Annotated in this window: 14 protein-coding genes; 8 read left to right on the forward strand and 6 right to left on the reverse strand. The window is 71.9% G+C overall.

Annotated features, from left to right (window positions below):
• Positions 1 to 7: 7 nt before the first annotated feature.
• Both ACFVWU_RS29475 and ACFVWU_RS29480 read right to left on the reverse strand, forming a co-directional pair.
• Positions 8 to 2,875, reverse strand: coding sequence for an AAA family ATPase (locus ACFVWU_RS29475; RefSeq protein ID WP_387626587.1), 2,868 nt, complete (start codon positions 2,873 to 2,875; stop codon positions 8 to 10).
• Positions 2,876 to 3,045: 170 nt separating this feature from the next.
• On the reverse strand, positions 3,046 to 5,343 hold the full coding sequence (locus ACFVWU_RS29480) for an ATP-binding protein (RefSeq protein WP_387626589.1): 2,298 nt from the start codon (positions 5,341 to 5,343) through the stop codon (positions 3,046 to 3,048).
• Positions 5,344 to 5,476: 133 nt separating this feature from the next.
• Here ACFVWU_RS29480 and ACFVWU_RS29485 point away from each other — a divergent pair, with 133 nt between their 5' ends.
• The 3 genes from ACFVWU_RS29485 (at position 5,477) to ACFVWU_RS29495 (ending at position 8,490) form a co-directional block, all read left to right on the forward strand.
• Entirely contained in the window at positions 5,477 to 5,623 is a 147-nt protein-coding gene (locus ACFVWU_RS29485; protein WP_387626591.1) for a hypothetical protein, read from the forward strand.
• Between the two features lie 221 nt (positions 5,624 to 5,844).
• Complete coding sequence (locus ACFVWU_RS29490; protein ID WP_387626631.1) at positions 5,845 to 7,482, forward strand: AMP-binding protein; 1,638 nt, start codon at positions 5,845 to 5,847, stop codon at positions 7,480 to 7,482.
• Between the two features lie 72 nt (positions 7,483 to 7,554).
• Entirely contained in the window at positions 7,555 to 8,490 is a 936-nt protein-coding gene (locus ACFVWU_RS29495) for an NADP-dependent oxidoreductase (RefSeq protein ID WP_387626593.1), read from the forward strand.
• A 292-nt stretch (positions 8,491 to 8,782) separates the two neighbouring features.
• On the opposite strand, the gene ACFVWU_RS29500 is transcribed toward ACFVWU_RS29495, so the two are convergent.
• A complete protein-coding gene (locus ACFVWU_RS29500) occupies positions 8,783 to 10,270 on the reverse strand; it encodes a hypothetical protein (RefSeq protein WP_387626595.1) in 1,488 nt (495 codons plus the stop codon).
• Positions 10,271 to 10,701: 431 nt separating this feature from the next.
• Here ACFVWU_RS29500 and ACFVWU_RS29505 point away from each other — a divergent pair, with 431 nt between their 5' ends.
• From ACFVWU_RS29505 to ACFVWU_RS29515, 3 genes are all read left to right on the forward strand, one after another.
• Positions 10,702 to 10,929, forward strand: coding sequence for a DUF3311 domain-containing protein (locus ACFVWU_RS29505; protein ID WP_387626597.1), 228 nt, complete (start codon positions 10,702 to 10,704; stop codon positions 10,927 to 10,929).
• Complete coding sequence (mctP, locus tag ACFVWU_RS29510; RefSeq protein ID WP_387626599.1) at positions 10,929 to 12,554, forward strand: monocarboxylate uptake permease MctP; 1,626 nt, start codon at positions 10,929 to 10,931, stop codon at positions 12,552 to 12,554. The genes ACFVWU_RS29505 and mctP overlap by 1 nt, the downstream gene beginning before the upstream one ends.
• A gap of 147 nt (positions 12,555 to 12,701) precedes the next feature.
• Complete coding sequence (locus ACFVWU_RS29515; RefSeq protein ID WP_387626601.1) at positions 12,702 to 14,048, forward strand: cytochrome P450; 1,347 nt, start codon at positions 12,702 to 12,704, stop codon at positions 14,046 to 14,048.
• Between the two features lie 44 nt (positions 14,049 to 14,092).
• On the opposite strand, the gene ACFVWU_RS29520 is transcribed toward ACFVWU_RS29515, so the two are convergent.
• The gene (locus tag ACFVWU_RS29520) at positions 14,093 to 14,347 is read right to left on the reverse strand and encodes a hypothetical protein (RefSeq protein ID WP_387626603.1); all 255 of its coding nucleotides are present in this window, start codon (positions 14,345 to 14,347) and stop codon (positions 14,093 to 14,095) included.
• 687 nt (positions 14,348 to 15,034) lie between these two features.
• On the reverse strand, positions 15,035 to 15,742 hold the full coding sequence (locus tag ACFVWU_RS29525; protein ID WP_387626605.1) for a hypothetical protein: 708 nt from the start codon (positions 15,740 to 15,742) through the stop codon (positions 15,035 to 15,037).
• Positions 15,743 to 16,038: 296 nt separating this feature from the next.
• Here ACFVWU_RS29525 and ACFVWU_RS29530 point away from each other — a divergent pair, with 296 nt between their 5' ends.
• Positions 16,039 to 16,866 (forward strand): helix-turn-helix transcriptional regulator, encoded by an 828-nt coding sequence (locus ACFVWU_RS29530; protein ID WP_387626607.1) that lies wholly within the window; start codon positions 16,039 to 16,041, stop codon positions 16,864 to 16,866.
• A gap of 124 nt (positions 16,867 to 16,990) precedes the next feature.
• Positions 16,991 to 17,962: an alpha/beta hydrolase gene (locus ACFVWU_RS29535; protein WP_387626609.1), complete on the forward strand. Its 972-nt coding sequence runs from the start codon at positions 16,991 to 16,993 to the stop codon at positions 17,960 to 17,962.
• Between the two features lie 8 nt (positions 17,963 to 17,970).
• Here ACFVWU_RS29535 and ACFVWU_RS29540 read toward each other — a convergent pair whose 3' ends face one another.
• The gene (locus ACFVWU_RS29540; protein WP_387626611.1) at positions 17,971 to 20,706 is read right to left on the reverse strand and encodes an AAA family ATPase; all 2,736 of its coding nucleotides are present in this window, start codon (positions 20,704 to 20,706) and stop codon (positions 17,971 to 17,973) included.
• Positions 20,707 to 20,849 lie beyond the last annotated feature (143 nt).

The raw sequence follows: 20,849 nt of genomic DNA on the forward strand, positions 1-20,849 counted from the left end.
GGGCACCTCACCCGCCGGTCGGGGACTCCTCCCGGCGCACGAGTGCCTGGGCGATGGCGACCCGCGAGGTGGCGCCGAGCTTGCCCAGGATGCCGGAGACGTGGGTCTGCACCGTCCGCGCGGAGATGCCCAGCCGTTCCGCGATCTGCGGATTGGACAGGCCGCGGCCCGCCAGGTGGGCCACCGTCAGCTCGGTCGGAGTCAGCGCCTCCCAGCCGGCCGCCGCGCGCCCACGGCCCGTCCGGCGCCGGGGCACCGCCTCGACACCCGCCGCGCGCAACCGCTGCTCGGCCCGGCGGGCCTCCGCCAGAGCGCCCAGGTCCCGGTACAGCTGGAGCGCCTCGGCGAGGGTCATGCGGGCCGACGCGGTCTGCCCGGTGGCCGCCCGGAGCGCGGCCAGGTCCTCCAGCACCCAGGCCAGCTGCGTGCGCCGCCCGGCCGACCGGAAGTACTCGGCCACCGCACACAGCCGCGCGTCGTCCGCCGCGACCAGCGCCTCGCACCAGGCCAGCACCCACACCCGGTGCGGGAGCGGCTGCGCGGTCGCCGACTCCCGGGCGAAGCCGACGAACCGCTCGGCAAGTTCGAGGTGGTCGCAGTCCAGCGCGTAGCGCACCGCCCGGGGACACCAGACCAGGCGGTACGCCGCTCCCGGAGCGCGTTCGGCGGTCAGTTCCCCCTCCAAAGCTCGCAGGGCGCGGGCGGAGTCCCCCGCCCGTTCGGCCGCGATCGCCTCGGCGGCCCGCAGCAGCGTCGCGCTACGCCCGACGGCCCGGGCCCCCGCCACCTGCTGCGCCAGCCGCAGCTGCGCCGACGCGCCCTCCGGCGGCGCGCACACCGCCTGCTGGACGGCGTAGGCACAGTGCGCGCTCAGCATGGGCTGCGGCTCGTCAGGGCGGCACAGTTCGGCGAGTTCGCCCCCGGCGAGGTCCCAGGCGCCGTTGCGCAGGTGCAGCGCGAATCCGGCGACCGCCGTCCACTGGGAGTTGTGGGTGCGCGACCGCGCGGCCGACGCATTGGCCCGGGCCTGTGCGGCGTCCGACTGTACCCGCTCGTCCGACTCGCCCAGCAGGTCGGCGAGTTCGGAGAGCACCACCGCGCGCAGCTCCGGCCGGCCGTCCTCAGGGCCGGACAGCACGTCGTCGGCCTGCGACAGCAGCGCGAGCGCCCGCTCGTCGTCGCCCGCCGCCCGCGCGGCGACGGCCCGGCACAGCATCAGCCCGCCCGAGGCCCACGGGTCGCCGGACGCGCGCACCAGGGCGTCGGCGGTGGCCTCGGCGGCGGCGAGCCGGTGCTCGACGGGCTCGCCGAGCACCATGAGCGAGTAGACCAGGCAGGCGGCCAGCCGGGCCCGCAACGCAGGCGGCACGCCGTCCCTGGTCAGCTGCTCCTCGCACAGCCGGCCGGCCTCGGTGTGGCCGCCGACCAGGTGCAGGCTGCGGGCGAGGTCCCACGCCACCTCGGCCGTGAGCACCGGGTCGGCCGTCGAGGCGACGATGTTCCGGGCCAGTTCCAGCGCCTGGTCGTACCTCCGGGCGCGGAGCATCGCCCGGGCGAGCGCGGCCTGCAGCACCTTGGCCCGGTCGTCCAGCTGCCCGTCCCCGGCCGCCGCGCGCAGCACCGGCACGGCGAGCTCGGGGGCCTGCTCGACCAGGACGGAAGCGTGCCGCCGAACCCAGCCGACCGCCCAGCCGTCAAGCACCGGCCCGGCCTGTTCCAGCTGTTCGGCGACCCGCACCGGCTCGGCACCGGACTCGGCGAGCCGGCGCGCCGTGTCCACGTGCATCGACCAGCGCAGCACGTCCGGAACACTCTCCCGGATACCGCGCCACAGCATCGGGTGCCGGAAGGTCAGACCGTCCTCGGACTCGGCCAGCAGCCCTGCCGACACGGCCTCCCGCACCGCGCCCACCAGCTCGGTCGTGGACTGCCCGGTGACCGCCGCGAGATCCGCCATCCGGGCTCGCCGCCCGAGCAGCGCCGCCTCCCGCACGGCCATGGCCGCCCCCGGCGACAGCTCGGCCAGTCGGAGCTCGGCCAGCTCGGTGAAGGCCGGCACCGCCCCGCCCTCGGCCAGCTCCACCGCCGCTCCGCTACGGCGCAGCCCGCCCTGGCGGTCCAGCACGTCGAGGAGTTCCAGCAGGTAGCCGGGGTTGCCGCCGGCCTGCGCCAGCAGCGTGGTCAGGCTCTCGCCGGCCGCCGCGCCCAGCCGATGGCCGGCCAGCGCCAGGACGGCCTGCGACGGCAACGGCCCCAGCTCGATCACGTCGCCGGCCAGTCGGGCGGCCACGACCAGCGACTCGACCGGCCGGGACCACAGCCTGTGTCGTACCCCGGCCACCAGCAGCAGCGGCAGGTCCTCGGCCGCGCGGGCCAGCCGGCGCCAGAGCGCGACGGAAGCGTCGTCCAGCCACTGGGCGTCGTCGATCACCAGTGCCAGCGGGCCCCGGGCGCACTGCTCCTCGACCGCCTCCAGCAGCAGGCCGCTGGTGGCGGCGAGCGACACCGCGCCACCGGCGGTACGAGCCAGCTCGGCCAGGTCGGGGCTGGAGCGGTAGAGCGCGCGGCCGTCCCCGGTACGGCACTCCAGGAAGGGCAGCAGCGGCAACCGTCGCCCGAGCTCGTCCGCCGCGCCGCGCCAGACCGGCACGCCCGTCCGGGCCGGCTCGGCCAGAGCGGACGACACCAGGCTGGTCACGCCGGCACCGACCTCACCGGTGACGAGCACCGCGCCACCGGAACCGGCCAGTGCCCGGTCCACCCGCTTGCGCAGGTCGGCCGTTTCGCGCTCCCGGCCGAACAACACCGAGGCCGTGCGTGCCACGCCCTCGCGGCGCGCCGACTCGATGCCCGGCGGGGTGAGAACGACGTCCAAACGGAACTCCTCAGCGGTACGGCGGAGCCCCGGCGTGGCCGGCCGAACCCGCCCACGCTGCTCCCGGCCCTCATCCTCGGATGAGCGGCACCCGGCCGGCATCCGGGGAAACACGTAATCGGGCCGGACCCGACGGACTACGTGTGCGCCGCCGAGGCCACCACGGTCCGTCAGCCGTCGCGCCGGACCACCCAGACCGCGACCTGGGCCCGCGAGCCGAGGTCCAGCTTGGTCATGATGCGGCTGACGTGGGTCTCCACCGTGCGCTGCGAGAGCACCAGGCGCTCGGCGATCTCCCGGTTGCCGAGGCCCTGCGCGACCAGCCCGGCGACCTCCTGCTCGCGCGGGCTCAGGCCGTTGCCCGAGGTGCGGGCGGCGGGAACCGGCGGCTCGGTGTCGCTCAGGGCGAGCTGGACTGCCTCGTCCTGGTCCAGCCGGGTGCCGGCGTGGAAGGCCTCGGCGAACAGCCGCTCGCCGAGCTGGGCGCGCGAACGCCGTACCGCCTCCTCGTAGTACGCCACCATGTCCTGGAAGCCGAACTCCAGCGCGCCGACGGACTGCCAGATCGGTTCGGTCGACCCCAGAAGCCGGGCGGCGAACTCCGCCTTCCCGCCCGCCGAGGCGATCCACCCGAGGATGTCGACCGCCATCGCCAGGCCCAGCGAGTCGCGGAACGGCGCCCGCAGCCGGACGCTGTGCAGTGCCAGGGCCTTCGCCGAGCCCAGATCGCCCGCGCGCCAGGCCGCGAGGCTCAGCATGTAGAGCGCGTAGGACCTGCACCACTGCTCACCCTGCCCCTCCGCGACCTCCAGGCTCTCCTGCGCCACCGCCGCCGACCGCTGGCCGTCGCCGAGGAAGGAGAGCACCGGGGACCACATGTAGAGGCTCTTGCCGAGCCCCAGCAGGTTGCCGGCCGCGCGGTGCAGCCGCACGGCGTCCTCGATCAGCGCGGACGCCTGTCGGAGGTCGCCGCCGCCGAACATCAGCGCGAGCCCGCGGTACTGGCGGGCCCAGGCGAGCCGCTCCTGGTCGTCCAGTTCGGCCGCCATGTCCTCGCACTCCGTCAGCAGGGCCGTCCCGGTGGGGATGTCGCCCTGCAGCACGGCGAGCGAGCCCGAACTCCACAGCGCGCCGGCCCGGGCGGTGGTCCGGGCCGGACCGGCCGCGAGCATCCGGTCGAGCCACTGGCGGCCCTCGCTCAGGAAGCCGCAGCAGACCCAGTACGGCCACAGGTCCGCCGCCAGTTCCAGCCCGGCGACGTCTCCGGCCGGCCCGACCGTGCACACCTCCAGCGCGCCACGCAGGTTGGCGTGTTCCGCGCGCAGCCGGTTCGCCCAGGTCAGCTGCTCGGCGCCGAACCACTCGGCGGTGGCCCGGGCTGCCAGCGCTCGGTAGTGGTCCCGGTACCGGAGCAACAGAGCCGGTTCGCCGCCGGACTCCGCCAGCCGGGCCCGTCCGAACTCCCGGATGGACTCCAGCATCCGGTACCGCCGGCCACCGCCCGGGCCGGAGCCCTCGGTCAGCAGGACCGACTTGTCGATCAGGGCCGCGACCAGGTCGAGCACCTCGTCCGGTTCGATCCCGTCGCCGGAGCAGACCTCGGCCGCCGCGGTCAGGTCGAAGCTCCCGGCGAACACCGACAGTCGGGACCACAGCAGTTGCTCCTGCGCCGAGCACAACTGGTAGCTCCAGTCCACCAGCGCGCCGAGGGTCTGCTGCCGGGGCAGCCCGGCCCGGTTGCCGCCCTTCAGCAGCGCGAAGCGGTCCTCCAGGCGCTCCAGCAGCTGGTCGACGTCCAGCACCCGCAGCCGGGCGGCGGCGAGCTCGATGGCCAGCGGCAGACCGTCGAGCCGCAGGCAGAGCCGCGCGACGGTGGTGCGGTTCCGCTCGGTCAGCGTGAACTCCGGGTCCACCGCGCGGGCCCGGTCGAGGAACAGGCTCGGGGCCTCCCACTCGGCCAGTTCGGCCGGCGCCGGCAGCTGCTCCAGCGGCGGCGAGGCCAGCGGAGGTACGGGCAGGACGTGCTCGCCGGGGAAGCCGAGCAGGTGCCGGCTGGTCGCCAGGACGTGCGCCTGCGGGCAGGCCCGGAGCAGCTCCAGCACGAAGGCGGCCGCCGCCTCCAGCAGGTGCTCGCAGTTGTCCAGCACGAGCAGGATCCGGCGGTCCTTCAGGTGGTCGATCAGGGCCGGCAGCGGTCCGCGCACCGACTGCGGCAGCCCGAAGACGTCGGCGACGGCCTGGGCCAGCAGCCACGGCTCGGCCAACGCGGCCAGTTCCAGCACCCACACGCCGTCCGGGAACCCGGCCCGCAGCTCCGCCGCCGACCGCAGCGCCAGCCGGGTCTTGCCGACCCCGCCGACACCGGTCAGGGTCACGATCCGAGCGGACGACAGCAGCCGGCGGACCTGGTCGAGCTCACGCCGACGGCCGACGAAGCTGGTGAAATCCTCCGGGAGGTTTCCGCTCATCGGATCCGTGACGTGATTTCGCATACGGCACAGTTACCCCGGTCGGCGATCGTATGTCCAATCTCCACCGGGACCGTCACGAGGCGGTACAGGCGGCCCGGACGGCGGCGCCGCGTGGTGGGCGTGCGTCCTGGTGGAGACGTTCCTCGTGGTGGACGACTACGACGTGGTGAGCACCGGCTCGGCGCAGCAGCTGCCGGCCGGACGGGCTCTGCACATCACCCGGCGCCGGAGTGTCCAGGTGCGGACGGCGCTCGTGCCGACGGAGGAGGGCGACTGAGCAGCGGTGGGTGAACCCGCGGCGGTGCCGGCTCGTCAAGAGTCTGCGTGTGCGGCGGCGCTCGCCCGTACGTTCGTCGGGCGGCCACCGCGCGCACGTGAGAACGACCGACGTGCGCCGGGCTTGCCGAGGCCCGGCCGCCCTCTCCTGAGGAGCCGATTGCCGTGACGACGAAGTCCGCCACCGAGCGCTACCGCGCAGTGCGGGATGTGCTGTTGCAGATGACGGGAGACCACGAGACCGCGCTGGAGGAGTTCCACTGGCCCGCCCTCGAAGGGCGGTTCAACTGGGCGGTCGACTGGTTCGACGTGCTCGCCCGGGGCAACGACGCGACCGCGCTGTGGATCGTGGAGGAAGACGGCAGCGAGGCGAAGTACAGCTTCGACGAGTTGGCCCGGCGCTCCGACCAGGTCGCCCACTGGCTGGCCGGTCAGGGCGTACGCCAGGGCGACCGGGTGCTGCTGATGCTGGGCAACCAGGTCGAGCTGTGGGAGTCCATGCTCGCCGTGATGAAGCTCGGCGCGGTCATCATGCCGACCACCACCGCGCTCGGGCCGGTCGACCTGGCGGACCGGATCGAGCGCGGCGGTGCCCGGCACGTGATCGCCAATGCCGCCGACACCGCCAAGTTCGACGCGGTGCCGGGCGCGTACACCCGCGTCGTGGTCGGCGGGCCGGTGCCGGGCTGGGCGACGTTCGCCGACGCGTACCAGCTCGTCGGGCAGCAGCCGTTCGAGGCGGTGACCTCGGCTGATGATCCGCTGCTGGTCTACTTCACCTCGGGTACGACGAGTCGGCCGAAGATGGTCGAGCACACCCAGACCTCCTACCCGGTCGGGCATCTGACGACCATGTACTGGATAGGGCTGCGTCCGGGCGACGTGCACCTGAACATCAGCTCCCCGGGCTGGGCGAAGCACGCCTGGAGCTGCTTCTTCGCGCCGTGGATCGCCGAGGCGACGATCTTCGTCTACAACTACGCCCGGTTCGACGCCGCGCGGCTGGTGGAGCAACTGCGCCGGGCAGAGGTCACGACCTTCTGCGCCCCGCCGACCGTCTGGCGGATGCTGATCCAGACCGACCTCTCCTCGGGCCCGGGCGCGCTGCGCGAACTCGTGGCTGCGGGCGAGCCGCTCAACCCCGAGGTGATCGCCCAGATCGAACGGGCGTGGGGGCTGACCATCCGGGACGGCTTCGGGCAGACCGAGACCACCCTGCTGGTCGGCAACACGCCCGGCGCCCGGGTGAAGCCCGGTTCGATGGGCCGGCCGCTGCCAGGCGTGCCCGTGGTACTCGTCGACCCGGTCAGCGGTGTGCCCGCTGACGAGGGCGAGCTCTGCCTGGACCTCTCCCGGACTCCCGTCAACCTGATGACCGGCTACCTCGGCGACCCCGAGCGCAATGCCGAGGTGACGGCCGGTGGCTTCTACCGTACGGGCGATGTCGCCGTCCGCGACGCCGAGGGCTGGATCACCTACATCGGCCGCAGCGACGACGTGTTCAAGGCCTCGGACTACAAGGTCTCCCCGTTCGAGCTGGAGAGCGTCCTCATCGAGCACCCGGCCGTGGCCGAGGCCGCCGTGGTGCCCGCGCCCGACCCGGTGCGGCTGGCCGTACCGAAGGCGTATGTCGCGCTCGCGCCCGGCTGGGAGCCCACCCGCGAGACCGCGTTGGCGATCCTGCGGCACGCCCGCGAGCAGCTCCCGCCCTACCTGCGGGTGCGCCGGGTCGAGTTCCACCCGCTGCCCAAGACCATCTCCGGCAAGATCCGCCGTGTCGAGCTCCGCGAGCGCGAGCAGCACACGACGACGAACGAACACGAGTGGCGTGACGAGCAGTTCCCCGAACTCCGGGGCTGATCCGTTGAACGCGGCGGCCGCGGCCCTCGTAACAGGTGCGCCGGAACGGACTACCAACCGAAGGAGACAACCGTGCGGGCAGCGTACATCGAGGCGTACGGAGCCATCGACGACGTCGTACGAGTCGGCGAACGACCCGAGCCGACCGTCGGTGCCACCGAGGTGCTCATCGGCGTCCGCCGCGCGAGCGTGAACCCGATCGACCACATCGTCGCGTCCGGGGCCCTGCAGGCCGTGAACCCGGTCGCGATGCCGCTGGTGCTCGGCAACGACGCGGCCGGGGTGGTCGTCGCGACGGGCGAGGCGGTGACCCGGTTCGAGATCGGCGACGAGGTCTACTCCCGAGTCCACCCGACCACCTCCGGCGCCTTCGCCGACTACGTGGCCGTCGAGCAGGACCTCGTCGCGCTCAAGCCGGCGAGCCTCGACTTCGACGAGGCGGCGTCGCTGCCGCTGGTCGCGCTGACGGCCTGGCAGGGCCTGGTCGAGCGGGCCGGCCTGAGCGCCGGGCAGCGGGTGCTGATCCACGCGGGGTCGGGCGGCGTAGGCTCGATCGCCATCCAACTGGCCCGGCACCTGGGTGCCCAGATCACCACCACGGTCTCCGCCGACGCGGCGGAGCAGGCCCGCGAGCACGGCGCTCACCAGGTCGTCGACTACCGGACGCGGAAGTTCGAGGAGGTCGACGGCGAATTCGACGTGGTGCTGGACACCCTCGGCGGCGAGACGCAGGAGCGCTCCTACGGCGTGCTGAAGCGCGGCGGCGTGCTCGTCTCCACCGTGTTCGTCCCGAAGGCCCAGGAGATGGCCGCGCGCCACGGCATCCGGGTCGAGCCGTTCTTCATGCGGCCGAGCGGTGAGCAGTTGGAGAGGCTCGCCGCCCTGGTCGACGCCGGCGCCGTGCGGCCGTATCTCGACCGGTCGTACGACCTGGACGAGACCATGGACGCGCTGCGCTACAGCGCCTCGAAGCGTGCCAAGGGGAAGATCGTGATCAACGTCTCCTGATCAGCTTCCCCCACCCCCACCCGACCGCCCGGCTCGCGCCGGGCGGTCGTCGTTTTCGTGCCCGGACCAACACCGGGCAGTCGGTACCTCCACGGCCGGCCGGGAGCCGAGCGGTCGGCGTTCAACGCCCGGCCCATGCCCGACGGACGGCCTCTCACGGCCGGTGCCCGGCCCGAACTGCGGCGGGACGTCAGCCGGTTCCCGCGCGCCCGAATCACAGCAAGACGCCGCCGGTTCTCCGAGGAGAACCGGCGGGCGTCGGGACTTCGGGGCCTTGTGCCCCGGCTTTCAGTCAGTCGCCGAACCGGATCGAGGCGATCTTCTTGTCGAAGCCGATCTTGGAAAGGTCCGGAATGCTGCTGGTCACCACGGCCGAGGCGCCGGTGCAGTCGCAGCCGGTCCAGATCTTGACCGGGCCGCCGCTGAGGTCCAGGGACAGCGCCAGGTCACCGCGGCCGGTGTTCTTGCAGCCCGGGCCGGCAACGTTCTCGGAGGCGTCGGGCTCGGTGAAGTTGAGGCCGCTGTCCAGGGTGACCACGCCGTTTCCGAGGGCCACCGGGGAGGCAACCGGGCTGGACGGCGCGGTGGCGCTCGGCGTACCGGCGGGAGCGCTCGCCGGCGAGGAGGCTGCGCCCGCCGGCGAGGAGGCGGACGCGGAGGCGCCGGCGCTCGGCGCGGCGGAGGAGGTGGCGCCCGTACCCTCCGTCGGGCGCAGGACCTTCCCGCCGTGCGGGGAGACCGCGAACCAGGTACCGCCGACACCTTCACCGTTGGTCTGTCCTGCGGCGGTGTCCTTGCTGAAGCGATAGACCGGCCAACCCCCGATGGTGACCTGACGGGTTCCGTCGGTGCGGTCCACGATTCCGATCTCCGAGGTGGGCACGCCGTCGACGAAGATCCGCGAACCGGGCTGCACCAGGACCGGCGGCCAGGTGGCGGCGCAGGCGTCGTTGCAGTTGGACTTGGACGGCTTCGCGGTGTCCTTGTCGAACCGGTACAGCGTGAAGCCCGCGCCGTCGTGCACGATCGGGCTGAGCCCACCGGCCGAACCGGCCGTCAGCTGCACCCACTTCATCGCCTCGGGGCTGTTGCGCGGCCCGTTGTACATGTCACCGGTGTTCGGCGGCGCGTCGTGCTGCTTGGCGGTGCCGTTCTGGTAGTCCAGCTGGGTGTTGGTGTCCGTACCCTGCGGGGACTGGCCGGCCTTGCCGCCCTCCGGCGTCACGGCGAACCAAGTGCCGCCCACGCCTTGGCCGTTGGCCTGGCCGGGCGCGGTGTCGTTGCTGAAGCGGTACACCGGCCAGCCGCCGATCGTGATCTGGAGGGCGCCGTCGTCCCGCTTGACGAAGCCGATGTCCGCCCGGGACACGCCGTCCAGGAAGATCCGCGAGCCCGGCTGGACGAGGACCGGCGGCCAGGTGGTGGCGCAGGCGTCGTTGCAGTTGGACTTGGACGGCTTCGTGGTGTCCTTGTCGAACCGGTAGAGCGTGAAGCCGGTGGCGTTGTGGACGACCGGGTTGAGCACGCCCGCCGCCCCGGCGCCGAGCTGCACCCACTTCATCGCGGCCGGCGAGTTCGCGGGGCCGTCGGCGAAGTCGCCAGTGCCGGCGGGGGCGTTGTTCTCCCGCGCCGTACCCGGCACGTAGTCGACGGGGCTGGACGCCGTCGCGCTGTCGGCGGGCTTGGGCTTCGCGGCCGGTCCGCTCGGCGAACAGCCCGTCACTGCCGCCGCGCCCACTGCCAGGGCTGCCGCGAGTACCGCTGCGCGTGCTCGGATCATGTCGTTCCCTCGGTAGTCCGTCGGCCGCCTGTTGTGGTGGCAGCCGTCCGGCGATGTGACGGAACCGGTCCGCGAATTCCTCAACCGCGCCCCAACTCCGGCATGTGAGGTAGGTCACCCAGAGGCTCGGCCAACTGCCGTGGGAAGGAACGCCGTTGGGGCGCGGTCTCGCTCGGGGTGAGCCTGCTGGTCGCCGGGCTCGCCGTGGTCGTCCCGCGCGGGCGTCGGTGCGGTTGGCGGCCTGGACGGCTCCCGGGCAATGAGCTCCTCCACTGCCTGAACCCGAGCCGGTGCACCGCCGTAAGGGTGGGCATGCGCCGGCCGGGAGAGCCCGACCGAGTGGATGCCGGATCAGAAACACGGAGGCTGCACAGATGTCAACGGAAGTCCGTCGAACCAGCGGGGAAGAGGTGTCGCGCAGCCTGCCGCCGGTGACACCGGAACGGGTGCTCGCCGGGCTGGCCCTGGCCGTGCCGGTGGTCACGGTGCTGTGGGTCTCCTCCTACGCCAAGCTGACGCCGGCGTTCGGCGGGATGCCGTTCTTCTACTGGTACCAGATTCTGTGGATTCCGGTGTCGGCCGTGTTCACCGGTGCGGCGTACCTGCTGCTCGGGCGGGACGAGAAGCAGCGCAAGGCTGTCCGGGGCGGTGATGTGTGATGAGCAATCACGTCAATGTGCCGGCCCTCGTGGTGTTCGTGCTGTTCTTCCTGCTGGTGACGGCGCTCGGCTTCCTCGCCGCGCGCTGGCGCAAGGCGGACAACGCGCTGCACCTGCACGAGTGGGGCCTGGGCGGGCGTTCCTTCGGGACGTGGGTCACCTGGTTCCTGCTCGGCGGTGACCTGTACACCGCGTACACCTTCATAGCCGTCCCGGCGGCGATCTACGGCACGGGTGCGGCGGGCTTCTTCGCGGTGCCGTACACGATCATCGCGTACCCGCTCGTGTTCCTGTTCCTGCCCCGGCTGTGGTCGGTGGCCCGGGTGCACGGCTATGTGACCCCGGCGGACTTCGTGCGCGGGCGGTACGGCTCCAAGGCGCTGTCGCTGGCGGTGGCGGTGACCGGCATCCTGGCGACCATGCCGTACATCGCGCTCCAACTGGTCGGCATCCAGGCGGTGCTGGACGTGCTCGGGGTCGGCGGCAGCGGGAACTGGTTCATGAAGGACCTGCCGCTGTTCCTCGCCTTCGCCGTCCTCGCCGCGTACACTTACTCCTCGGGTCTGCGGGCGCCGGCGCTGATCGCCTTCGTCAAGGACACCCTGGTGTACATCGTGATCATCGTCGCGGTGGTCTACCTCCCGATGAAGCTGGGCGGCTACGGGCACATCTTCGACGCGGCGGCGACCAAGTTCAGCACGGTCAGCCCCGTCACCCACAAGCCGACCGGCTCGATGGTGACCGGCCCGAACGCCCAGTGGGCGTATGCCACGCTGGCGCTCGGCTCCGCGATGGCGCTGTTCATGTACCCGCACACCGTCACCGGCGTGCTGGCCGCCAAGTCGCGCAAGACCGTGCGCCGGAACATGGCGCTCCTGCCCGCCTACTCGCTGATGCTCGGCTTGCTGGCGCTGCTCGGCTTCATGGCGATCGCGGCCGGCGTGGGCAAGGACGTCAAGGGCTACAACGCCCAGCTCGCGGTGCCGCAGCTGTTCGACCAGCTGTTCCCGGGCTGGTTCACCGGCGTGGCCTTCGCGGCGATCGGCATCGGCGCGCTGGTCCCGGCGGCGATCATGTCGATCGCCGCGGCCAACCTGTTCACCCGGAACATCTACAAGGAGTTCCTGAAGCCGAACGCCACGCCCGAGCAGGAGACCAAGGTCGCCAAGATCGCCTCGCTGCTGGTCAAGGTCGGCGCGCTGGCCTTTGTGCTCGGCATGGACAAGCAGTTCGCGATCAACCTCCAGCTGCTGGGCGGCCTGTGGATCCTGCAGACCCTGCCGGCTGTCGCCGTGGGCCTGTTCACCCGGTGGTTCCACCGCTGGGCGCTGCTGGCCGGCTGGGCGGTCGGCATGGCTTACGGCACCTGGCAGGCGTACGGGATCGCCACGCCCGCCACCAAGCACTTCGGCGGCAGCACCACGCTGATCCCGCTGATCGGCCAGAACGGCTACATCGGCCTGACCGCCTTCGTGCTCAACCTCCTGGTCGCCGCCGTGCTCACCGTCCTGTTCCGCCTCGCGCGGACTCCGCAGGGCACCGACGAGACCAGCCCGGAGGACTACCGGGCCGAAGCGGAGACTCCCGAGCCGACGCCGGGTCCGGCCCCGGCCATGGCCGACTGACCCGCTGCGGCGGGCCGGGTGCGGTGCCCGCACGGCGCCACCCCCCGGCCCGCCGGACTCGGCAGAACCCGGTCCGGACGCGATTGAACTTCCGTGCCACCGCACCCGTCATGCGGGTCGGCGACACCCCGAAAGCGAAGAGAGACCATGTCCGCGACCCCGGCCCAGCGCGCCGTGCCCACCGAGAAGTGCCCCCACCGCTCCGGCGCGGCCGACGGGCCGCAGCTCACCGACCTGCTCGAGGACCCGCGCGGCTTCGTGGCCGCCGTCCGCTCCGCCGAGGAGGTCGTCGCGGTCCGCCTCGGGTCTCGGAAGCTGCACCTCGTCACCTCCCCGGACCTGGTCGAACAGATCCTGGTGGACGAGGCCACGAAGTTCGACGCCGGGTCGGCTCCTGACGGACCGGGCCCGGCTTTCGGCCACGGGCTCGCGGCGTGCCCCGGATCCGTCCGCGCGGCCCGCCGCCGGGTGATCGAGCCGGCCTTCCACTGGTCCCGGCTCGCCGACCATGCGCGGATCGCCGCCGATACAGCGGCGGAGGCGGCGGGCTCCTGGACCGACCGGAGCGAGCTGGACATCCCGCGCGAGATGACGCACCTCTCGCTGGCCACCATCACCCGGTCGCTCGTCGCCGGGCCGGCCGGGCTCGAACTGACCCGGGCACTGCGCGAAACACTCCCGGCCATGCTCGACGACCTCCCCGGGCTCGCCTCCGCCGAGCCGCCGCTCCGGCCGACGCCCGACGCGGTCCGCACGGCCCTCGCCGAAGCACTCGACCACCGCCGCAGCTCTCCTGAGCACCACACCGACGCACTGTCCCTGCTGCTCGCCGCTCAGGGCGAGTCAGCCCTGACGGACGACGAGATCACCGAGGAACTGACCGGCCTCGTCCTGGCCGGCACGGAGGCGCCGGCCGCCGTGCTGTCCTGGGTGCTCCACGAGGTGTCGCGCCGGCCTGACATCGAGGAACGGATCCTTGCCGAGATCGCCGAGGTGCTGGGCGACCGGCCGCCCACCGCCGCCGACTTCACGGCCCTGCTGTACACCAGGCAGGTGGTCGGCGAGGCACTGCGCTGCTACGCGCGGCCGTTCCTGCTCCGCCGCGCGTCCGAACCGGTGCTGCTCGGCGATCGGCGACTGGCGCCCGGCGACGAGATCCTCATCAGCCCGTACGCACTGCACCACGACCCGGGCCTGTTCCCCGACCCGGACCGCTTCGACCCGTACCGGTACAACGGCCCCGCCGCACGGCGCATGTTGATCCCGTTCGGCTCGGACGACCACGGGTGCGTCGGCGCGGGGTCCGCCTGGCAGGGGACGACCATCGCACTGGTCGCCCTGCTCTCCCGCTGGCACTTCCTGCCGGTGTCGGACCAGCCGGTACGGCCGGTGCTCGGCCGCACCGTCCGCCCGAACCGGCTCGTACTGGCCGTCAGCTGCAGGCCCGGCCAGCCCTCTTCCGGCGCCGGTGCGGTGGTGTACGCCCCGCAGTAGGCCCGCCGCATCCATGCCCGGTGTCTCGGAGGGAGGATCCCTTCTCAGCCTTGAGCCGGGCTTCGACCGGCCACTGGCCGGCGGCCGGACAATGTCAGTGCGCGGTCGGACGCAGGCACCTCGGCGGCGACCGGGACGGGCTCCGCGAAGCCGCCGTACTGGCGGAATGCGTCGGCCCACTGCTCGACCTGGCCGAGCACGGCAGCAGCCGTCGTCCCGTCAAGCTGGTAGACCTGGCCGGAGCCCTGTGCGGCCTCCCGGCCGTGCAGGGCGTGGTCGAGCAGGATCCATCCCGGCAATCGCCGTCGCCGGGGCCGCCGAGTCGCCCAGCGGCATGTCCCGCCGCCAGACCGCCGGTTCGGACCACGCGCCAAGCGCCTTGTCGACCTGCTCGGCATAGGCAGCGGTCCAGTCGGGCTCGGCGGTGAAGTCACGTTGGTACCACTCGGCCGGAACCTCGCCGCCCTCGGCGCGCAGCGCGAAGTTGTGGGCGGTTCACAGGATCACGTGGTTCACGACCGTGCGCAGGTCCCACCCGGCCGAGGGGGTCGGGGCGCCAAGCACGGCCGGGGCGTCCTCGATGCCTTGGACGACGCGGACGGTCTCGGCGGCGGCGTTGCACAGCGAGGTGTACAGGTCGGGCAGCTCGGGCCTGGCGCAGACAGGTCCGCGGGCCGGACGGCGGGGTTTGCACCCGCCGCCTGGTCGGGGCGGGCCAGGTGCACGGGGTCACGTTCCTCCCGGGCGGCTTCCGCGCCTTCGCCGCAGGTTCGGCTGCCCTCACGCTACTGCCGCGGCGAGAGGGGATCCGCCCGTGGCGCATCGCCCAGCCATCTGCGCTCGCGCCTGGGAGGCCGGTGGGCGCGCGGTGCGACCCGGGGGTTGACGAGGTAGTCGCTCCATACGTGGGCGGCAGTGCGGAAGGACGCCGCGGTCCAGGCCTTGTCGAGCGCGACCTCGGCCGTGAGGAACGGCCATCGGGGGCTTCACGCGAATATCCGAACCGCTATCGACGCGGACCCGCCGAGCGCGTACACGAGGGCGCAGTAGGTGGTGAACGGGAACTTCCGGTACTGCCGACGGACCTTCAGGAAGAACGCGCTTGCGATCAAAAACATCCCGGCGGAGTACACCAGGCCGACGGGGGCCCGGTCGAACCCGGCGTACGCCAGGACGGTCACCGCGTACACCGCCGCGTTGACCACGAGGGCTGCCTGGGAGCTCCTGGCAGACGACTCGTCCGGATTCCTGCTCTCGGTGATCAGCAGGCTCGTGTTCATCAGCAGGGCGCCGACGAAGAACATCGCGTTGCCGGTGTAGAAGTCGTTGAAGAACAGGCCGCCGCAGAGATCGCCGGTGAAGGCGTTGGGATCGCAGTACTCGCTGAAGGTGGCCGAGGCGACTTCGTGCAGGCCGTTTCCGGTGGCATAGAAGTACACGCCGGTGACGAAGAGGAGGAAGAGCCATTTCCCCTCCCTCGACCGCAGGGCCGAGAAGTCGCGGGAGACCTCTCGGAACATCAGCGCCGGAATGCCCACCGTGACGAGGATCAATGTGGTCATCTGCAGCAGCTCGTGCAGGCGCAGGAATCCGTAAGGCCGCAGCAGGACTTTGGTGGTGAAGGAGAAGCGCTCGACGGCGACGAGCACGACGGACAGGGAGGTGAGCGTGAACAGCAGATTCATCCTGCTCATGGCGCGCACGGCATCGAGACCTTCCGGGCTGGGGAGGCGACTTCGGGGTTCGCGCAGGCTTACGTACCGCTGAGGCCTCCCGTTCAGTCACCCGTCGACGCGACACGGCCGGGTGCGTAGTCGTGTCGACGGTCATGTGACGCATGCCTGTGCGTAAGGCTCCCTGCCACAGTGAGGTGCATGAGGCCGCCTGCGGCGGCGTGTCCTGATGCTGGGAACGGCCGAACGCCTTGCCCGCCGTCGCACCTGCTCGCGACCGAGCGGTCGATGCGGTGCCGGCCTCGACCGCGCGATGGATGCGCGGGCTGCTGCTTTCCGGGTCGCGATTCGACGGGAGAAAATCGATGACGACGATGTCCTGGCATATCCAGGCCGTCTCCCCGACGCCTCTGAGGGATGATGAGTTCCTCCATCTGGCACTGGCGGTCGACGATTCGGCGGTGATCACCAGCGATGGTGACGAGATCCCCTTGAAGGCGGGCGACCTCGTTTTCTGTAATCCGGTCCGGCCTCGCTCCCCGAGGTTCGCCGACGACGGCCGGGTCACTGTGCTTCGTCTGCCCCGTCGCCTGCTGGAGCTGTCGGAAGCGGACTGCGACCGCCTCATGGGAATGATCTCGGAAGGCGGTGGCGGCTTGGGTGCACTGGTGTCGAGTTGTCTGGCCGAGCTCACCACCGGCGTGCGGGATCACAGTCCGGAGACCATTTACCGGCTCACCCGCACCACCGTGGATCTGCTCGTCGTCCTTGTCATGGAACTTCTCCAGACGGAGCGAGAAGACCTTTCGACGGTTGCCCGTGGCGAACTGATCGCGCAGATCCAGAACTACATCGAGAATCACCTGACGGATCCGGACCTGTCGCCGTATTCGATCGCCCGTGCCAACCACATATCGGTCCGCTACCTCCACAAGATTTTCCAGCACGAGGGCATCACGGTGGGTCAGTGGCTGCGGCAGCGCCGGCTGGAATCCTGCAGGAACGACCTGAGGCGCACACCGAACCGCAGGATCGCCGTCTCGGCGGTGGCGAACCGTTGGGGCTTCGTCAGCGCGTCGCACTTCAGCCGCATTTTCCGGGAGGAGTACGGCATGAGCCCCAGTGAATGGCAGGCCCTGCCGTGATCGAGGATTCGGCTTCCGCGCTGTGGGGACATCGGTGTGCACTCCTGGCACAGTGCCCCGCGTCGGGCGACATAGCGTGGTAACAACGTACGCATCTCACGTGCAGCATGGGAGAACCCACCACATGCCTGGTGCCGTCGAGCCGGTCCAACCGGTGCTCGAACCGGCGGCGGCCGCCTTCGCGGAGGCCACCGCCCGCCCGCCGTACCTGTTCGAGCTGCCTCCGGCGGAAGGGCGCAGGGCCGTCGAGGAGATGCAGGGCTGTGGGATCGCCAAGGCCGCGATCGAGGAGGAGTGGATCACCGTACCGGGCGGTCCGACCGGCAGCGTTCGCGTGCGGATCGTGAAGCCCGCGTGTACCGAGGGCACCCTCCCCGTCATCCTCTACCTGCACGGTGCGGGATGGGTGTTCGACGGTGCCCGGACACACGACCGTCTGGTCCGTGAACTGGCCGTCGGTGTCGAGGCCGCCGTGGTGTTCCCCGACTATGCTCTCTCACCCGAGGCCCGCTATCCGGTCGCCATCGAGCAGAACTACGCCGTCGCCCAGTGGGTCGTGCGGCAGGGCACGGCGAAGGGGATGGACGGCACGCGGATCGCGGTCGCCGGTGACTCGGCCGGCGGGAACATGGCCATCGCGCTGACGCTGATGGCCAACGAGCGCGGTGATGTTCCGCTGGTGTACCAGCTGTTGTTCTCGCCGGTGACCGACGCCGCCTTCGACACCGGCTCCTACCACCAGTTCGCCACCGGGTACTTCCTGCGGCGCGACGGCATGCGGTGGTTCTGGGACCAGTACACGACCGACGAGGCCGAACGCGCCCGGATCACCGCCTCCCCGCTGCGCGCTTCCACCGAGCAACTCATCGGGCTGCCGCCGGCCCTGATCATCACCGCCGAGGCCGATGTCCTGCGCGACGAGGGCGAGGCCTACGCGGGCAAACTCCGCGCGGCCGGTGTCCCGGTGGTCTCCGTGCGGTTCACGGGCGCCATCCACGACTTCGTGGTGCTCGACGCCCTGCGCGGGACCTGCGCGGCAGAGGCGGCCATCACGCTGGCCGCCGACACTCTTCGCGCCGCCCTCTACAGCGCCTGACGGGGTCGCTATTCGCCGCCGAGGTCGGCCAGGTGCAGCTGGCCGCGGGAGGTGATGTCGAGCTTCTGGAAGATGCGGCGCAGGTGCTGGCCCACCGTGCGGTGGGAGATGAAAAGGCGGGTTCCGATCTCGCGGTTGGTTATCCCGGTCGCCGCCATCCTGGCGATCTGGAGTTCCTGCGGGGTGAGGGTGTCCGCGGTGGACGGTGTGGCCCTGCGGACGGCTTCGCCCGCCGCGCGCAGTTCGGACCGCGCGTCCTGGGCGAAGACGGTGGCGCCCAGCGCGTCGAAGCTCTCGACGGCCGCCCGCAGGGGTCGGCGGGCCTCCAGGATGCGGCGCTGGCGGCGCAGCCACCGGCCGTAGGACAGCTGCAACTGTGCTCGGTGGAAAGGCCAGTTGACCAGCAGCCTGTCGTCAAGGGCCTGCACGTAGGAGGCCTCCGTCCGGTCGGGGGCGACGATCAGGGGGCGGGTGCGGGTGGCCATGGCCTTCAGGAGCGGGGCGGTCGTCTTCTCGGCCAGCGCACTGAGCCGGGCGTGATGGTGCGCCGCCTCGTCGGTGCGATCGGTGCGGACCGCGGCCTCGATGAGGTCCGCGGCGCCGAAGACGCCCAGGACCGGGTGGTAGGTGATGTCGGCCGGATCCAGCACCCGCGTCAACTGCTCGTAGGCGTCGTTGTACAGCTTGTTGGCCATGGCGTGACGCCCCTTGGCGAACTGGGCGAATCCGAGCATCGAGTGCGCTCCGGCGGAGAGCAGTTCCGCCTCGGCCCTCCGGATGAGTTCGTCCGCGGTGTCGGACTCCCCGCGTTCGCTCGCCAGGGTGGCCAGTACCAGGTCGGCGGCGCATGCCCACAGGGATCGGCCGGTGTCGCGGGAGAGCCGCCGGGACTCGTCCGCCGCGGTGTGCGCCAGCCGGTGTTTGCCGAGGTGGAGCGCGGCCCACGCCTGGCACACGAGGGCTTCGCCGAGCAGTCCCAGGCGTCCCTGCCGGCGCAGGCCGTCGACGGCGGCACAATGGTAGGGCCAGGACAGGTCGAGCGCCCAGATCCCGGTGAGCGAGGAGCCCAGGGCGTGCTGTTCGGCCGGGTCGTCCACGGCCCCCGGGGCGATCCGGGTGGTCGTGTCGATGATCCGGGCCGCTTGACCGACGGGGTCGCCCAGGGCGGCGACGGACAGGGCCATCGGGTCGCTGTCGTGCCGCTGCAGCCGCCGTGCCGCCTGGACGAAGAGGTCGCGGGTCTCCTGCGTCGGGTTGTCGTGCCAGCACCTGATGGACAGGGGCCACAGCGCGTTGAGCGCGAGTACGGCGCCCGCGCTGTCGGCACCGGCCAGCTGGTCCGCCACGTCGGCGAACGCCCTCACCCGCTCGGGGCTGAGCCAGCTCTCGTGGTTCAGCACCTCGCTCCACAGGGTGAGGCGCAGTCTCTCCTCGGTCCGGAGTTCCGCGGACTGTGCCTCGGCGAGCTGCTGGCGTGCCGTGGCGGTCTCGCCGAGTTCGAAGTTGATCTCTGCCGTGCGCAGGAGGAGCCGGCCCCTGTGCGTGTGGGGGAGGCTGCGGAGGGCCGCCTGCAGCAGCGCCTCGGCCGCGGCTCGTGGGGCACCTCGGCTCAGTGCTCTGAGGGCGGCTTGTTCGAGGTCGAGCGCCACGTCGTCGTCCGCCCCGGGGGTCGCGGCCGCACGGTGCCAGGCCCTGCGTTCGGGCTGTCCGGCCAGCGTCTTCGCCAGTGCCGCGTGCGTGCTCAGCCGACGGGAGGGGCCGGCCGCGTGGTAGATGGACGAGCGGACCAGGGGGTGGCGGAAGTGCACCTCGGGCCCGCGGATCTCGAGCAGCCCCGCGTCGACGGCGGGCTCCAGGGCGGCGACCGAGAGGTCGCCGCCGACCAGGCCCTTCGCGGTCTCGATGATCTCCGCGAGGTCGGCGCCGTCGTCGGCGGCGGCGACCAGCAGGACGGTCTGGGTGAGTTCGGGCAGGTCCGAGGCGCGTGCGAGGAAGGACCGCTCCAGGCGGCGGGTGGTCGGCACCAGGGGCAGCAGCGCCGACGGGACGCTTCCGTCCCCGCGCAGCACCGTCGGCAGTTCGACCAGTGCCAGCGGATTGCCGGCGGCCTCGGCCAGGATCCGTTGACCGAGGGAAGGGTCGAGCCCGGGCGTGCGCGCCTGCAGGAGCGCCGCCGCCGCGTCGTCATCGAGCCGGTGGAGCTGCATCTCGGCCAGGCCGGCGTCGTTCAGCACGCTCTCGTGACCCTCGCGGACGGCTGTGAGCAGGGCGACCCGCTCGCCTTCGAGCCGTCGGGCGACGAAGGCGAGCACCTCGCTGCTCGCCCGGTCGATCCACTGCACGTCGTCGATCAGCAGGACGACGGGGGCTTCGTCGGCCAGGCTGCTGATCAGCTCCAACGAGGCCAGCCCTACGGAGAACGTCCCTGGCGCGGCGCCGTCGTTCATGCCGAAGGCCGCGTACAGGGCCTGCCGCTGGGGCTCCAGGAGGGACGGAGCGTGGTCGGGCAGGACCGGAGCGAGCAGCTGGTGCAGCCCGGCGTAGGGAACGGAGGCTTCGGACTGCACGCCGAGCGCCGACAGGACCCGGCCGCCACGTGCGAGGGCGGCTTCCCGGGCTGCGCCGAGGAGGGCGGTCTTCCCGATGCCGGCCTCACCATGCAGCAGCAGGGCGTCGCCGGCCCCGTCGAAGCAGCGGGAGAGAAAGCCGGACAGGAACCGCAGTTCGCCATCACGCCCGTACAACACGTCCCCCGTCCGAAGTCACCACCGCGAGAGCGTCGGCTCGCTCGGGTGGGGATGATTTCACCCCTGGGACCTGCGTCCCGACACACCTTCACTCGGCTGAGAACAACCCTCGCCTCACGGCCCGAACGTAACATAACCCC

The organism is Kitasatospora sp. NPDC058190 (assembly GCF_042883685.1).
Lineage (GTDB): Bacteria > Actinomycetota > Actinomycetes > Streptomycetales > Streptomycetaceae > Kitasatospora.

Bases quoted from the DNA above. Each gene is read 5' to 3' on its own strand.
- ACFVWU_RS29480 (WP_387626589.1), bottom strand. From the start codon at position 5,343: ATGAGCGGAAACCTCCCGGAGGATTTCACCAGCTTCGTCGGCCGTCGG.
- ACFVWU_RS29490 (WP_387626631.1), top strand. From the start codon at position 5,845: ATGACGGGAGACCACGAGACCGCGCTGGAGGAGTTCCACTGGCCCGCC.
- ACFVWU_RS29500 (WP_387626595.1), bottom strand. From the start codon at position 10,270: ATGATCCGAGCACGCGCAGCGGTACTCGCGGCAGCCCTGGCAGTGGGC.
- mctP (WP_387626599.1), top strand. From the start codon at position 10,929: ATGAGCAATCACGTCAATGTGCCGGCCCTCGTGGTGTTCGTGCTGTTC.
- ACFVWU_RS29515 (WP_387626601.1), top strand. From the start codon at position 12,702: ATGTCCGCGACCCCGGCCCAGCGCGCCGTGCCCACCGAGAAGTGCCCC.
- ACFVWU_RS29525 (WP_387626605.1), bottom strand. From the start codon at position 15,742: ATGAGCAGGATGAATCTGCTGTTCACGCTCACCTCCCTGTCCGTCGTG.
- ACFVWU_RS29530 (WP_387626607.1), top strand. From the start codon at position 16,039: ATGCGCGGGCTGCTGCTTTCCGGGTCGCGATTCGACGGGAGAAAATCG.
- ACFVWU_RS29535 (WP_387626609.1), top strand. From the start codon at position 16,991: ATGCCTGGTGCCGTCGAGCCGGTCCAACCGGTGCTCGAACCGGCGGCG.